Origin of the sequence: Oscillatoria sp. CS-180, from assembly GCF_028330965.1 — a bacterium.
GTDB lineage: Bacteria > Cyanobacteriota > Cyanobacteriia > Phormidesmidales > Phormidesmidaceae > Halomicronema.
Genome location: NZ_JAQMUB010000088.1, coordinates 185,007 through 199,288 on the forward strand (window position 1 = coordinate 185,007; position 14,282 = coordinate 199,288).

Genomic DNA, 14,282 nt, shown 5'->3' on the forward strand with positions numbered 1-14,282 from the left:
TTAAAGAGGTAGGTTGGTATTGAACGGAGTTTAGACCTTGCCTTCTCCATGCCTAGACCCAGACCGCATATCGTTTCGCAGGGTTTTCTTAGGCCTCAAACCAACCTACATTTTTAGCGATACTACATCACTACTTTTCGATTTGATGAGTAGCTCATGAATCCACAACTTTGACTTTGTGTGCCAGTCCCAAGCTTTGTAACAAACGAATATGAATCCAGGTGATATCAAACTCCCACCATTTCAGACCATGCCGGGCTGAATGTTGATAAGCGTGGTGGTTGTTGTGCCAGCCTTCTCCATAGGTGACTAAAGCGACCCACCAGCAGTTGGTCGACGTATCGTCCGTTTTGAAGGTGCGATAGCCAAACTTATGAGTGGCGCTGTTGACAAACCAGGTGCAGTGATAGACCACGACTAGGCGCACAAAAATACCCCAAATCACAAATGCCCAGCCGCCCGTCAGGTATAGGACAACTGCCAGGGGTAGCTGCAAGGCTAAAAAGTATTTTTCAAAAAAGTTATACACAGGGTCGTCGGCAATGTCGCGGGTGAACTTGTCAATCTCAGCTTGGGCAGGCACCTCTCTAAGCAACCAACCCATATGGCTCCACCAAAATCCTTTGCCTGCATCGTGATGATCGCTGGGCTGGTCAGAATAGCGATGATGATGACGATGAAGACCAATCCAGACAATTGGGCCATGCTGACAAGCTAAAGCACCACAGGTCACGAAGAAATACTCTAGCCACTTGGGGACTTGAAAACTTCTGTGGGCAATGAGACGGTGCCACCCGAGAGTAATACCTAAACAACCTGTTATCCAGTGTAGAACTAGGGCAACGCCGACAGCCCCCCAAGTTGTGTTACCGGGAATAAATGCGAGCAGTGCCAGCCCATGGATAACCACCATAAAAATGGCAGTCGGCCAGTTAAAGCTTGGCTTTTCAAAACTACGTGCAACTGTCATTCGAATTTCTCAAGTTTTGGACAGGAAAAAACTAGACCCATAGGAGAATGAACTCTACGAATGTAGAAAGCAAGTCTCCTATGAAATCCCCAGACAATTTTCAACTATCTGAGGTTGCTCTCTCTCAGATCTTTTGGGAGATTGACATCCAAGTCAAGACAAATCTAAGTAGAGTACTTGCAGCTATGCGGGAGCACAAAGTCGGAAGTCATCATTTCGCTAGTGTGTCCGGCTATGGGCATGACGACTCAGGAAGAGACGTGTTGGATCACGTCTTTGCCGATGTCATGCAGGCAGAGGCGGCAGCAGTCCGGGTACAGTTTGTCTCGGGCACTCACGCGATCGCATGTGCGCTGTATGGCGTTTTGCGTCCTCAAGACGAACTGTTAGCCGTAGCAGGCTCACCCTACGACACATTAGAAGAAGTGATTGGACTTCGGGGTGATCGACAAGGATCTTTGAAGGACTTTGGAATTTCCTACAGAGAGCTTCCCCTCACTATAAACGGAAGCGTGGACTGGGAGAGCCTGAAAAGCGCTATTCATAGTCACACTCGCATGGTTTTAATCCAGCGATCGTGCGGTTACAGTTGGCGACGCAGCCTCACGATCGCCGATATCGAACGCATCGTCCGCATTGTCAAACAGCAGAATCCTGACACGATTTGCTTCGTTGATAACTGCTACGGCGAATTTGTAGAGGAGCGAGAACCCACAGCCGTGGGCGCTGACCTGATGGCAGGGTCCTTGATTAAGAATCCGGGGGGCACAATTGCGACGACAGGAGGTTATCTCGCCGGGCGAGCAGAATGGGTCGAACAGGCGCTGTGTCGTTTAACAGCACCGGGAATCGGCGGCAGTGGCGGTTCTAGCCTCAATCAAAACCGACTTTTCTTTCAAGGGTTATTCCTAGCACCACAAATGGTAGGGGAGGCAATGAAGGGTAATGCTTTGCTGGCCCACACGTTGAGCCAGCTTGGCTATCCTGTCAATCCTCCTGCCGGCGATCGCCAACGCGATGTCATCCAAGCCATCAAACTAGGCTCTTCAGAAAAGCTAATTGCCTTCTGTAAAGCGGTTCAACAAAACTCCCCCATTGATTCCTATGTAGAACCGATTCCTGCCGGAATGCCAGGGTACGAAAGTGAATTAGTGATGGCGGGCGGCACTTTTATTGACGGCAGCACCTCGGAACTATCTGCCGATGGCCCCTTACGCGAACCTTATATCGTTTATTGTCAGGGAGGTACTCATTGGACTCATGTGGCGATCGCATTAGACGCTGCCGTCGAAGCAATCAATCTGATTCACGAGAACGTCTAATGGCTAGAGCTGCTAAGAAATGAGTGAATTTCAAGTCCTCAGTTTTGAGTTTTGGAGGACTAATCTATCAGTGCATCCAAAGTTCAAAAAAGCTCAAAGTGGATACCTGAATAAATTCCCGCTCTAACCGCTTCTGTCAAAAGCTATGGCCGTTGCCAGTTCCGTTGGGACAAAACGGTGAGCCATCTGCTCGGCACTCGGCACTTAGCACTCGGGTGCTCTGGAGTGCACAAACCTAGATAACTAAAGCTACCTCAATTGAGATTTGTAGAAAATTAATAGTTTTCTACCTTCTGTTACTTAAACAAGTCTGATAATGTAGCAGTGTAAACATTTAAGAAGTTAGCTGCTTTCCATAGAGTGACCCGAGGGTGACTTTTATCTAAAGCGTGATTCTGCTCCAGGGATGGTTGCAATGTCTTTCGGTATTGGTTCTAAAAACGACATAGTTGAGAGCCCAAACCAACACGATGGATGGGTGGCACTTTGGCATCGCTTAACATTGCGCTTAGTTTTGGTGCTAGGCGTTGTCGTTTTTCTAACCGCAGTCGGGATTGACTCTCTTCACCAAGCGGCGGCAGCAGATATGCCCAAAGTCAGTATCGAGGGGAACCCAGTACCCTCTGCAAAGACGGTCAATCCTTCTTCAGCAGCCAATATCAAGCAGACATCGCGTGCAAGCTATCTCACATTTGACGCTGAAACGGCACATAAGCTAGGTCACAGTGACCTAACCAGCGCAAGCTTGACCCGCAGTCGCTTGACGAGTTCTCATCTTTTCACACCTTATGGCCGTCGCCAACTCCGTTACGACAAGACGGCGAGCCATCAGGCGATGCGCTAAACACCTGGATACTGTTTAGGTGCACCAGCCTAGATGGCTAAAACTATCAATGGCTAGAGCTATAGCAGCATGCATTTGAATCAAGCACACCTCATTCTCTGTTCCCCATTCCCTACTCGCCCCGTTCCCTACTCGCTTAAGATACTGCAATGAACTTAATCGAGCTGTGCAGGGCAATATGTCTTCCCCAAGGCCGAATTCGCCTACAAAAAATCCCTAGAGGTAAACGCTAGGGATTGCGAAGTGTGCTGTCTGTTTAATTAGGAGAAGATGTTTGAGAGAAGAGGAAACGAAGCCTTAACGCTCAAACGATTCAATTCGCAAGGGTTAAGCTTCGCAGTTCTTGTGATGACATTCAAAGATTGCCCATAAACGGTTAATCACTAACAGGACAGGGTTTGAAGGTTTAATGAAGTGCCCTACCAAGGCAGACGACTCCCATCCCACGAGAAGAATGAGCCATTATCCCTCTCCGTTAGCCGATCAATAATATCCAGCAGTTGAGTCACCGTACGCTCAACAGGAAACAGCTTTTCAGGTGGAACATTGCGCTGAAACGGCTTAGATAAGCGGGTATTAGTCGTCCCTGGATGAAGCGCAACAACAGTAGTCTGTGGATTTTTTCGACTATATTCGATCGCAATGTTTTTCAAAAACATGTTCAAAGCGGCTTTAGACGCTCGATAGCCATACCATCCCCCTAAACGATTGTCCTCAATGCTGCCGATCTTGGCAGAGATTGTGGCAAATACACTGCGATCGCTTTTCTTCAATAGCGGCTGTAGCTGTTTTGCCAGTAAAACCGTTGGAATACTGTTGATCTGAAAATAGTTCAGCAGTCGTTCGGCTTCAATTTGGCGCAAACTTTTTTCGGGCTGAAGCTCGCCGTGATGCAACACCCCCACACAGTTAACCATGAGGTGTAAGGACTCCCGCTGAGCGGCGATGTCAGCAGCCACTTGCGCAATGTCTGCTTCCCGAGTTGCCTCAGCCTGCAAGCATCTGAGTTTAGCATTGTCCTCAAAGGCGAACAGGTCTGTCGCCGACTTTGAATTGCGATAGGTTGCAAAAACCTGCTCAATACGATCATCCTTCAGCAGTTGTTTGACAAACTCCAGTCCAATGCCCTGACTGGCCCCAACAACTAGCGCAGTTCCTTTCTGCAACTGGTCTCCAAACATCATGTAGCTTGCTCAACAGCTTATCGTCAGCAGCTCTTCCCAAAGCTTCTTACTCAGATACTAAAGCTATTGAGACACAAAACCTCACTGTCTACCCATCTGCCGCTCTCAAGATGGTCTCTAGTAATCCGGGAAAGCGATCGCTCAAATCCTCCCTGCGCAAAGAATTCATATGTTGAGTCCCTTGTTTACGACAGTGAATCACTCCACATTCCCTCAAAATTTTGAAGTGGTGGGAGAGAGTGGATCTCGCGATCGAAACATCGATTGCAGCGCAAGGCAACTCCGACTCAGCTGCCAATCGTTTCACAATTTCTAGCCGAACCGGATCACCCAATGCGTATAACACGCTCTCCAAAGAGATATCCGCTTTGTTTGGATGATGAATTAATTTCATAGTTGCATTATCGCATATGGCGAGCTATATTTTGTTTATTCGATTTTTTCGAACAATTGAATAAACACTCTACTAAATTGAGCGGAGGTATCCATCATGTCCGCTGTTGCAGAAATTACTCAAACGACTTTCAAAACTGAAGTACTGGAGAGTCCTCTCCCGGTACTGGTTGATTTCTGGGCACCGTGGTGTGGTCCTTGTCGTTTGGTCTCTGGCGTAGTCGATGAGGTCGCCAAGGATTACGAGGGCCGCGTCAGAGTTGTCAAAGTTAACACTGACGAACAACCGGGTATTGCTTCTCGGTACGGCATTCGTAGCATCCCTACGCTGATCGTTTTCAAAGCCGGACAAGCGGTTGACCAAGTCGTTGGGGCTGTTCCTAAAGCGACGTTATCTCAAACGCTGAATCAGCATTTGGGATAGAGCTCAATCGCAATCTTGCACCTTCCCACTGAGATAAACGGTTGCCTGGAGGGACACAGCTTGTTAGGGCGCACACCATGCGCCCTAACATCCAATTTCCTGTCTCTTCGAAGTCCCAGCCAATCAAGAATTGCTATCGCTAAAGTCCACAATGGAGCTTGCACCCTATGACTGAAACCAAAGATCTATTTGCGCCGATTCAATTGGGACGCTACGAACTCCCCAATCGCATTGTGATGGCTCCTCTCACGCGCAATCGAGCTGGAGAGGGCAATGTGCCATTGGATATGCACGTTACTCATTACACTCAACGGGCTTCTGCTGGGTTGATCATTACTGAAGCGACCCAAGTGTCGCCTCATGGGGTTGGTTATCCTGCAACGCCGGGTATTCATTCTGCCGATCAGACAGCGGCCTGGCGTCGTGTGACTGACAGTGTGCACGAGCAGGGCGGACATATCTTTCTACAGCTTTGGCATGTCGGTCGTGTTTCCCATCCTTCGTTTCATGGCGGCGCTTTGCCGATCGCCCCCAGCGCGATCGCTCCTGCAGGCGAAGCGATGACCTATGAAGGAATGCAGCCTTTCGTCACGCCTCGGGCTATCGAACTTGACGAGATTCCTGGCCTAATCGAACAGTATCGTCACGGCGCTGAAAATGCGCTTGCCGCTGGATTTGATGGCGTTGAGGTCCACGGCGCTAATGGCTATCTGCTAGATCAGTTCCTACGGGATGGAACCAACCACCGTACCGATGCCTATGGCGGACCTGTAGAAAATCGAGCTCGTCTCTTACTAGAAGTAACGCAGGCCGTGGTTGATATCTGGGGTGCTGATCGAGTTGGGGTCCGTCTTTCCCCCAGCAGCACATTCAACGATATGAGTGACTCCGACCCTAGAGCAACTTTTGGATACGTCATCGAAGCGCTGAACGATTTTGATCTGACCTATCTACATTTACTGGAACCCAGCGAGGCTGACCTCCGCCATGGTGGGACTCCCATTCCGACTAAGGAGTTTCGCCCGCTTTACAACGGTAAATTGATGGTGAACTGGGACTATGATCAGGCCAAGGGCAATGCTGCGATCGCTGCTGGTGAGGCCGATTTGGTTTCTTACGGCAAACTCTTTATTGCCAATCCAGATCTACCCAAGCGCTTCAAGTTGAACGCGCCTCTCAACGAACCAAACGCTGAAACCTTTTATGGTGGTGGCGAAGAAGGCTATACCGACTATCCCTTTCTTCAGGAAACCGAAATTGCAGCTTAGAGATGATGTGACTGTAAAACTGGGCAACTTGTAGGATGAGCACTGCCACCTTGGGGCAAATCTTCAGTTGACTGTGATCGCTAGCGTAAAGCTTGCTCTAAAATCCCAAATCTTATGAGGTTCAAGAACCTCACATCGATCCGGGATTGCATGATAAAGCCACCACGACGATATGCGATGACGGTAAAGTGCAGAAGTTTGTGCTGAGGGAAGATCTTTGATGACAACAGAATTTCGGTAATCCAACGAGATTCTAAAGCCCAGTTTTACATCATGACCCATACCGCCAAAAAATTCGTTGTCTGCAAAGGAACTTCTGGAATGGGAAATCGCATTCTGGCAGCCTGCACGGCAATTCTATATGGTGAGATAGCAAATCGAGAAGTCGTTATTGATTGGCGCGATCGCAGCTATTCTGAAGCGGGAGAAAATGCTTTCTCTAAATTCTTTAATTGCCCAACAGCGGCCTCTGTTGATGAACTGCCTGATAACCCTTCTATCTATCCTGAACTTTGGCAAGGCAATTTAGATGTTACGCTAGGCAATCTCCAGTCCCAACTCAAACTCAAGGGATTTGCAGATATGTCCTTTGATCCGTCCAAAGTGGATTATGCAGCAGATATCCTCGTCTTCTGTGCCTATACCCATAAAATCAATAGTCTACGGCCTTTATTTCAAAATGATTTTTCTGTACTCAAGCAGAAAACAAATCGGGAAATCCTCAGATCAATTCTTGAGACAAAGCTACATTTAGTTGATGCTATTAATCAATCTATTCAAAATTTTAAGGACAGCCATTTCTCTAATCAAGTCATTGGTGTTCATGTCCGATATACCGATATTAAAATACCTTTAGAAAAAATCTTAGCTAAGGTTCAGAAGGTTGTTGATAAGCATTCAGATCCTGTTATTTTTCTGGCTACCGATTCTCAGAAAGTGATGGGTGACTTTCAAGGTCGTTTTCCTAAAGTTGTGACTGCTCACAAATGGTTTCCGCCTGACGGAGAGCGAATGCATCAAAATTGGGATCGCTGTCCTGACCGTTACCAAAATGGCGTAGAAGCACTCACCGACCTGTTTCTACTTTCTGAATGCAGCAGCCTGATCTTTTCGTCCCAATCCTCGTTTGGATATGTCGCTTCTTTGCTCAGTAAAGCAAACCCGAAAGAGATATTTGATGTGGAAATTGAAGACTCTGTATGGAGACGCCTACAGCGTAAATCCAAAACAGTCTTGCAGTCTCTGAAACACTGATTTGGAGAATCGATCCCGACTCAGTTAGCAGATGGGCCAAAAATGAGCTTGAGCATTCGCAGGACAATGACGAACATAATCATTCATTGCGAAAATCTTCGAGATCGCGCCCTGGCAGGTTTTCCATGACTGATAGGACCGCGCGCTGTGCAGCCAGAATATCACGCTCTTCTCCACCCAAATACAAGCGCCCAAAACTCCCGATAGCGTTGATTTGCAAGATGTTGATCAAGGCTGCTTTTTCGGCTTCATTGGCGGCTAGGGAGGCATATGCCGCCGGCTCAACTTCAAATACATAAAGGGTTTGTCCGGCGACAATCATATTCCCACGACGATTCCGGTTGATAAGCTGGACATGATGGGCATCTAAATTGCGAATGACTTGGCTCGAAATCACCCGAGGACGCAGACATTCCCGACGATTAACGCCAATCGCATCCAACATGGCTTGTCCTGCAGCACGAACTTCTGCCTGACTACCAGAATGAATCTCTAAATTGCCGTACAAACGCTCAACCATCAATACGGCAGGTCGTACGACTGCGGCCTTGAGAGCAATATCCATGAGGCGATTGATTTCAATGCCTGGAGAGATCTCTAACCATAATGATGTATCGCCAGGCAGCGGCAAGAAACCAATAGAAACCGTGCCCATGTAAGCGGCGTGTTGCGGTTGCAAGCTGTCGATATATACGTAGCTACGCAGATCTACGCCCAAAATACTCTGTGCTCCTATACTCCCAGGCCAGTATACCGGGATGAGGGTGATGACAGGCGCTGCACAACTGAGTACGGCGGTCCTCCTGTTCCCTATTTATTCTATCCCTGTAGAAACATCCTGCAGCAAGATCCAGGGATCCTTGACGATCGCGATTGCGCCCCCAGGAAATGGATCTGACTGACTGCGGTTAGCCGCGTTAAGTAAGACGACTACTTTTTCAATATGCTCAAACTGTGGGCTAGTTGATAGGTGCTGCCGTAGAAACTGCCGAATCACGCGCCGTTGCAGGGCCACTGGAGCCGTTCGTAGCGATCGCCGCTGAATAGCATTATTGTCAATACAGCTTTGGGCTAGTCGAGCGGCCTCTGCTTCAAGATAATTGACATCGGCAGCGAGGAGTTCAGCCGTGTGAGCCAGTGTTGTATCCAATTTGGGATTGAAGTGATTGCGCAAAAGCGGCAGGACATCTAGGCGCAAGCGATTGCGGGCATAGCTGCGATCGTTGTTGGTCGTATCTTGCCAAACGGGAATATTAAAGACTTGGCAGAACTGAGCGGTTTCGGCGCGCGTGATGTCTAACAAAGGACGGACTAGAGAAATGTCAGGGGCTGTGTCGCTCAGCGATCGCCGCCAAGCAAGGGCTTGCAGTCCATCCGCACCGCTTCCTCGCACTAGGTTATAGAGAAGAGTTTCGGCGCGATCGCTCGCCGTATGTCCAGTGACGATATGGGTGTAGCCCGTTTGGTTGGCAATCTTTTCAAACACCTGATATCGCCATTGCCTGGCTGCTGCTTCACTCTTGGGGGGCTGTTCCGCTGTTTCAAGCGTGTAGGGAATATGCCAACGCTGTAAGACTTGAGCAACGAAATCTGCATTGTCATTAGCGTCCGTCCGCCAACGGTGATTGCAGTGAACCGCCTGCAGCTGCCACCCCCACTTGGATTGCAGATCAATGAGAAGACGCAGCAAACATTGGGAATCTTGTCCCCCAGAAACGGCTACTAAGATTCGGCATCCCTTCGGCAGTAGCAGTTGGTGCTTGCCAAAGGCTGAGGGTGAGGTGCGCGATCGCAAGGTTCGATGAACACGAGCATGCCAACCACTCCAAACAGCCATCGGTTTTGCCTTTAGTGTCTTCCTCAAAACCCATACAGGTAGCGCCCATCAACCAGGTGATAAAAGCACCTCGGACGCTAGAGCTACAGCCCAATGCCATCATTCCAACTAAGTTCGATTACCCTCTGTGGCCAATCAGAACGATACCGTGAGTCAGCTCAAACTTAACAGAAGAACGGGTGAATTCTGATGGTCAGCTCAGACATCCTGGTCTAAGATGGCATGACTAGATTGACGCATCCGACGCTGACTTCGGCCATGAGCTTGGATTCCACCTCCCTTAACTCGAACACTGCACCCTCTGAGACGGCCACGGAGCTGCCCAATTCAGAAACCGATCCGACCCTTCAGGTCCGCTTCAAAAGTCAAGGCGGCAAACTGCTGCTGATGTTGCCCCCTGAACCGGCCAATGGCCCTGCTGCAATACCTTGGGGAGAGGTTTGGGAACAGTTGAAACATCGGCTGTCTGCCGGAGAACGATTCTGGCAGCCGCAAACCGTTGTTTATCTTTTGACCCGCGATCGCCTAGTCGATGCTCGTCAACTGCAGGAAATTGCTGATGCTCTAGCTTTAGCTGATTTGCAGCTTAAGCGCGTCTACACCCGACGCCGCCAAACGGCAGTTGCCGCCGCTACAGCCGGCTATTCAGTCGAGCAGCATACGCCAGTAGCCCATCTTAATCAGCCCTCGCCCCGATCAGGCACTCCCCTGGACGAGCCTCTTTATTTGCAAAGCACAATTCGCTCTGGCGTAGAAATTCGTCATGCTGGGACTGTCGTCATCCTAGGCGATGTTAATCCGGGCGGACAAATCGTTGCCGAAGGCGATATTGTCATTTGGGGCCGACTTAAGGGGTTGGCACACGCCGGATCAAAAGGAAATGTCGACTGTCGGATTATGGCACTGCATATGCAGCCAACCCAGCTACGCATCGCTGATAAGGTGGCCCGTCCGCCTGAAACGCCCCCTGCTGAGTACCTACCCGAGGTCGCTTACATCGGTGGCAGCGGCATTCGCATTGCACCGGCTCAGGACTTTGCGCGTTGGTTAGCTAAGCATTAAAGCATGATTTTCCAAGGTCAACAGGTCCAGACCGTTCCTATGGATTCCTATTAAACCGAATTAAGTCAGCGTTAAGGTGTGTATTTTTGCACACAATTCACAGGTACCGCTGACCTAAGATAGAGGTGCCTCTTCGATCCTTTAGGCTCGATTACGTTCGGAGGTCATCTTTTATGTTGGTTGTCATGATGAATGACCAGCTGCTGTCTCACACAGTAGTTTGCAAGAATTGCTTGATGGCGGATCAGCAAGGCGAACCTCGTTTTCGAGGAGGGCGTCTCACCTGTGGGCGTTCGTTGACGAAGCTGCAAGAAGGGCAACCCCAGCAATACGAATGTCAGATGGGATTTACGATCGCAGACATCAATTGAATGGCGAACCGTCATCTAGGCTGTCGTGGTGCAGTTGCCAACACTGTGCTGAGATGGTTTTTGGTTTAGCTTTATTGCCTTGAAAAGGTCTGCAATCCCATGGCAATAGTAGGCCGGGCGACACAAAACACAAGAAAGTCGTAAAGTCTTGACACCCTCATGCTTTTTCTCAGTTAGCATGGAAATAATCGATAACTGTTTTTAAGACGAGGCGTTCTCAATGACTTGGCGTGGCACCACAACGGCACAGGATAGATTCTTTGCCTGTTTGCCCTATCTTCTTCCCCTTGTGGAAGTTTCCATCTTGGGAATGTTTTTTGCTCAAAGAGCAGGAATTGGTGTGTTTGCTCAGTTTCCGCCGTTGAGAATAATTCCTGAGTTTTTGGCTCCTGTTATCAATCTCTACGCTGGCTTTCCCTTTGCAGGACTCATCGTTTTCATTCTTCTCTTAACCCTGGTTGTCCAAAACACCAATATCAGCCACTTCATTCGTTTCAACACGATGCAAGCCATTCTGTTGGACATCGTGTTGATCTTGGGTCAAATCATCCTCGATATGGTTTTGGTGCCAGCTTTGGGTACAGGGCTATTTGTCGACACCATTTTGAACGTGGTCTTACTGGGTATTCTGACTGCTGTTGGCTATGCCCTGGTGCAAACAATTCGCGGTCAGTATGCGGAAATTCCAGCTATTTCTGAAGCGGTTTATATGCGAGTCCGATAGGGACAGTTGGTTGCTAAGGAATGAATTTTAAGTTCTCAGTTTTGAGTTTTGAATGATTGAGTCATCGGCAAATCCAAAGCTCAAAGTTGATACTTAAATAAGTTCCTGTTGCTAAAGCCAGCTTTAGTTACAGCCGAAAAGCCTTAGGCATAAGCATGTGGTTAAAGGGCAGTCGATACACCAAAGTCCTTTTTCTAGATTGTCAGTGGTCTTTTGAAGGGGGTTGTCACCCTTCTGACTCCATTGCTTCTGTAGACAGGAGTTGAGTTGGAACAGGCCGGGGCTGTACGTCATTTTCGAGAGAGCCAATCCCTTCGATCTCAATCCGTACGCGATCGCCAATTGCTAGAGGGCCAACCCCCTCTGGGGTTCCCGTCAGCACGACATCCCCCGGCAAGAGCGTCATCACCTGGCTGATGTAAGCGACTAAGACTTCTGGCTGGAACACCATATCGCTGATTTCCCCAACCTGAACCGGATCAGGCTTTTCATTCAGATAGGTCTGAATGCGAGCTTCTGGATTAAGTTCGCGGACGATCCAAGGTCCCAATGGACAGAACGAATCGAAGCCTTTAGCCCGAATCCATTGGCGATCGCGGGCCTGCAAATCACGAGCAGTGACATCATTGGCAATGGTGTAACCCCAAATTTTGTCCCGCGCCATATCAGCATCACAGTCAAGGCAATGTTCTCCAATGATTAATGCCAATTCTCCTTCATAGTCGACACGCTGTGATTGAGGTGGATACAAGATAGAAGCTGCTGTTGAAACGACGGCTGTAGACGGTTTCATAAAAAGTAACGGTTCTTGAGGAACATCGCCGCCCATCTCAGCCGCATGCTTAGCGTAGTTTTTGCCTACCGCAATAATTTTGGAGGGAGCACAGGGAGCCAGTAGCTGGTAAGTATCAGCTTCAAGAACAGCGTCTGTTAGTTCGCCTTGTAGCCAAGGAGGTGCATCTAATACCTGTACGCTACGGTCAGACTGGAGCAGACCATAGTGCAGTTGCCCTGACTGCGATTGAACTCGAACGTAGCGCTGCGCCATAGATTCCTTGAAATACTGATATGATTGTAGATCCTTGCCTTTTGGTCAGCCGCCTAAAGTAATAGCGTCTGACGCCAGTTATACCGGGAAAGGCCATTTGTCCACAAGGAGAATCTTCATGAAAAATTTGATGTACGAAACGATGTACATTCTTCGACCTGATATTACCGAAGAGGTTGTAGATGCTGAGATTGCGAAATATCAGGAGATTTTGCAAGAACAAGGCTCAACGATTTTGGAAACTCAGCACCGGGGTAAGCGTCGTCTAGCTTACGAAATTCAAAATCACCGGGAAGGCATCTATATTCAAATGAATTATCAGGGGCCGGGCCACGTTGTCGCCGCTATGGAGCGAGCAATGCGCTTGAGCGAAAGTGTGCTCCGCTACTTAACAGTCAAGCAAGCTTTAACAGAAGATTTTTCTGAGGCTAGTGGCGACATGCCTGCTCCTGAACCGGTTGAGGGCAGCTCTGCCCCCCCTCCAGGAGCGGCTTAACGTTAGCGCTTCTGAATCTGTTTCCACGGTGTCGAATTGGCCATGTCGATTCGACACCGTAACGGTTAATCCATGAGCTGTGAGTAGCTTGAATTCAGACCCTAGTTTCCTTGCTCTAGGTTTCTAGCCCTCAAGTTCTTGAGAAAATGAGAGTTAAAGCGATCCTGTTTAGATTTTGAATAGAGTTTTCCTTGGACAACCCTCTCACCCCCAGAAATCATCTGGGATGGCTATATTTTGTAAAATCAGTGGCATTTATTGAATGAAGTGCTAAAGTATCAGCAAATCAATTTGAAACGCTTGCCTTATGGTCTTTTGGGCACCTTCAAGATCTTTTTTCTAAAGTTGAGAGAGTAGTGAGGGCCTTGGTCATAGCATTTTTCGGATTGGCAACAGAATCGGTGCACGAGTTACGGGTAGTACGTTGATCAAGACTTTTGGGATTTGGAATTAACGGGGTAATGCAAGTGATAAATTCCTCCTACTCCACCAATCAAGCTGAGGTTGCTCGCCTCCAAGAAGAGCTACAAATGCGAGATGAGTTGGTTCAGCAGCTCTCGCGTGAGCTTTTTCGCCTTGTGAAAGGAAACGCGGGTGTGGTGCCTGCTACTAATGAATCCTCTGAACAGTATCAGGCTGAGGTTCGAGCACTGCGAGAGCAGCTACAAGGGGTAGAGCAGCAGGTGACGTTCTATCAAGGCCAACTGGAAGAGCGCAATGGGGAAGTGGTGCAGTTGCGGCAAACTGTGCAAGAACTGACGGATCGCACTCGTATGCTGGAGCAAGTTGTCCAAGAACTGCCCAAAGTTTATCGACAGAAATTTGAAGATCGTATGGGCAGCGTACGCGATAGGGTCAAGACGTTGCAAAATGAAAACCGACGCTTGCAGGCTGAATTGCAAAGCGTGAGCTATCGTCTTGCTGTACGAGCGCGGCGATCGCAGCAGCTTGACCTACCCAGTTTTGCTGGAGATACGGTTAGCCTTCCTGGATTGACGAACTAATTCCTGCCAGCAATCTTGACTATGGTTTTCAAGCCCGGATAGGTAGGTACCTATCCGGGCTTGTGGTGTATGAGCCTCTGA

General features: G+C 48.7%; 16 protein-coding genes. 10 read left to right on the forward strand and 6 right to left on the reverse strand.

The genetic code is table 11. The annotated features are described in order from the left end of the window. Window positions 1-154: 154 nt before the first annotated feature. On the reverse strand, window positions 155-970 hold the full coding sequence (locus PN498_RS22885) for an acyl-CoA desaturase (RefSeq protein ID WP_272065729.1): 816 nt from the start codon (window positions 968-970) through the stop codon (window positions 155-157). Between the two features lie 80 nt (window positions 971-1,050). Between PN498_RS22885 and PN498_RS22890 the strand changes: the two genes are divergently transcribed. After that, window positions 1,051-2,292: a methionine gamma-lyase family protein gene (locus tag PN498_RS22890; protein ID WP_272065730.1), complete on the forward strand. Its 1,242-nt coding sequence runs from the start codon at window positions 1,051-1,053 to the stop codon at window positions 2,290-2,292. Window positions 2,293-2,707: 415 nt separating this feature from the next. Continuing rightward, on the forward strand, window positions 2,708-3,136 hold the full coding sequence (locus tag PN498_RS22895; protein ID WP_272065731.1) for a hypothetical protein: 429 nt from the start codon (window positions 2,708-2,710) through the stop codon (window positions 3,134-3,136). Between the two features lie 419 nt (window positions 3,137-3,555). Here PN498_RS22895 and PN498_RS22900 read toward each other — a convergent pair whose 3' ends face one another. Then, the gene (locus PN498_RS22900; RefSeq protein ID WP_272065732.1) at window positions 3,556-4,320 is read right to left on the reverse strand and encodes an SDR family NAD(P)-dependent oxidoreductase; all 765 of its coding nucleotides are present in this window, start codon (window positions 4,318-4,320) and stop codon (window positions 3,556-3,558) included. Window positions 4,321-4,408: 88 nt separating this feature from the next. Beyond that, on the reverse strand, window positions 4,409-4,714 hold the full coding sequence (locus PN498_RS22905; RefSeq protein ID WP_272065733.1) for an ArsR/SmtB family transcription factor: 306 nt from the start codon (window positions 4,712-4,714) through the stop codon (window positions 4,409-4,411). Between the two features lie 96 nt (window positions 4,715-4,810). Between PN498_RS22905 and trxA the strand changes: the two genes are divergently transcribed. The 3 genes from trxA to PN498_RS22920 all read left to right on the forward strand — a co-directional run bounded on the left by trxA (window position 4,811) and on the right by PN498_RS22920 (window position 7,659). Continuing rightward, entirely contained in the window at window positions 4,811-5,137 is a 327-nt protein-coding gene (gene trxA / locus PN498_RS22910; protein WP_272065734.1) for a thioredoxin, read from the forward strand. Window positions 5,138-5,304: 167 nt separating this feature from the next. Next, a complete protein-coding gene (locus tag PN498_RS22915; protein ID WP_272065735.1) occupies window positions 5,305-6,405 on the forward strand; it encodes an alkene reductase in 1,101 nt (366 codons plus the stop codon). Between the two features lie 321 nt (window positions 6,406-6,726). Then, the gene (locus PN498_RS22920) at window positions 6,727-7,659 is read left to right on the forward strand and encodes a nodulation protein NodZ (protein WP_272065736.1); all 933 of its coding nucleotides are present in this window, start codon (window positions 6,727-6,729) and stop codon (window positions 7,657-7,659) included. A gap of 79 nt (window positions 7,660-7,738) precedes the next feature. Here the strand turns inward: PN498_RS22920 and PN498_RS22925 are convergent, their stop codons facing one another. Then, window positions 7,739-8,377 carry a hypothetical protein gene (locus PN498_RS22925; protein ID WP_272065737.1) on the reverse strand — a complete coding sequence of 213 codons (639 nt, stop codon included), beginning with the start codon at window positions 8,375-8,377 and terminating at the stop codon, window positions 7,739-7,741. Window positions 8,378-8,473: 96 nt separating this feature from the next. Next, complete coding sequence (gene tilS, locus PN498_RS22930) at window positions 8,474-9,496, reverse strand: tRNA lysidine(34) synthetase TilS (protein ID WP_272065738.1); 1,023 nt, start codon at window positions 9,494-9,496, stop codon at window positions 8,474-8,476. A 222-nt stretch (window positions 9,497-9,718) separates the two neighbouring features. Here tilS and minC point away from each other — a divergent pair, with 222 nt between their 5' ends. The 3 genes from minC to PN498_RS22945 all read left to right on the forward strand — a co-directional run bounded on the left by minC (window position 9,719) and on the right by PN498_RS22945 (window position 11,653). After that, window positions 9,719-10,558: a septum site-determining protein MinC gene (minC, locus tag PN498_RS22935; RefSeq protein ID WP_272065739.1), complete on the forward strand. Its 840-nt coding sequence runs from the start codon at window positions 9,719-9,721 to the stop codon at window positions 10,556-10,558. Between the two features lie 173 nt (window positions 10,559-10,731). Continuing rightward, window positions 10,732-10,929 carry a hypothetical protein gene (locus PN498_RS22940; RefSeq protein ID WP_272065740.1) on the forward strand — a complete coding sequence of 66 codons (198 nt, stop codon included), beginning with the start codon at window positions 10,732-10,734 and terminating at the stop codon, window positions 10,927-10,929. 220 nt (window positions 10,930-11,149) lie between these two features. Continuing rightward, window positions 11,150-11,653: a Tic20 family protein gene (locus PN498_RS22945; protein ID WP_272065741.1), complete on the forward strand. Its 504-nt coding sequence runs from the start codon at window positions 11,150-11,152 to the stop codon at window positions 11,651-11,653. 226 nt (window positions 11,654-11,879) lie between these two features. Here the strand turns inward: PN498_RS22945 and PN498_RS22950 are convergent, their stop codons facing one another. Next, window positions 11,880-12,701: a fumarylacetoacetate hydrolase family protein gene (locus PN498_RS22950; RefSeq protein WP_272065742.1), complete on the reverse strand. Its 822-nt coding sequence runs from the start codon at window positions 12,699-12,701 to the stop codon at window positions 11,880-11,882. Window positions 12,702-12,819: 118 nt separating this feature from the next. Here PN498_RS22950 and rpsF point away from each other — a divergent pair, with 118 nt between their 5' ends. Further along, window positions 12,820-13,197 carry a 30S ribosomal protein S6 gene (gene rpsF, locus PN498_RS22955; RefSeq protein WP_272065743.1) on the forward strand — a complete coding sequence of 126 codons (378 nt, stop codon included), beginning with the start codon at window positions 12,820-12,822 and terminating at the stop codon, window positions 13,195-13,197. A gap of 461 nt (window positions 13,198-13,658) precedes the next feature. Then, window positions 13,659-14,201: an Npun_F5560 family protein gene (locus PN498_RS22960; RefSeq protein ID WP_272065744.1), complete on the forward strand. Its 543-nt coding sequence runs from the start codon at window positions 13,659-13,661 to the stop codon at window positions 14,199-14,201. Window positions 14,202-14,282 lie beyond the last annotated feature (81 nt).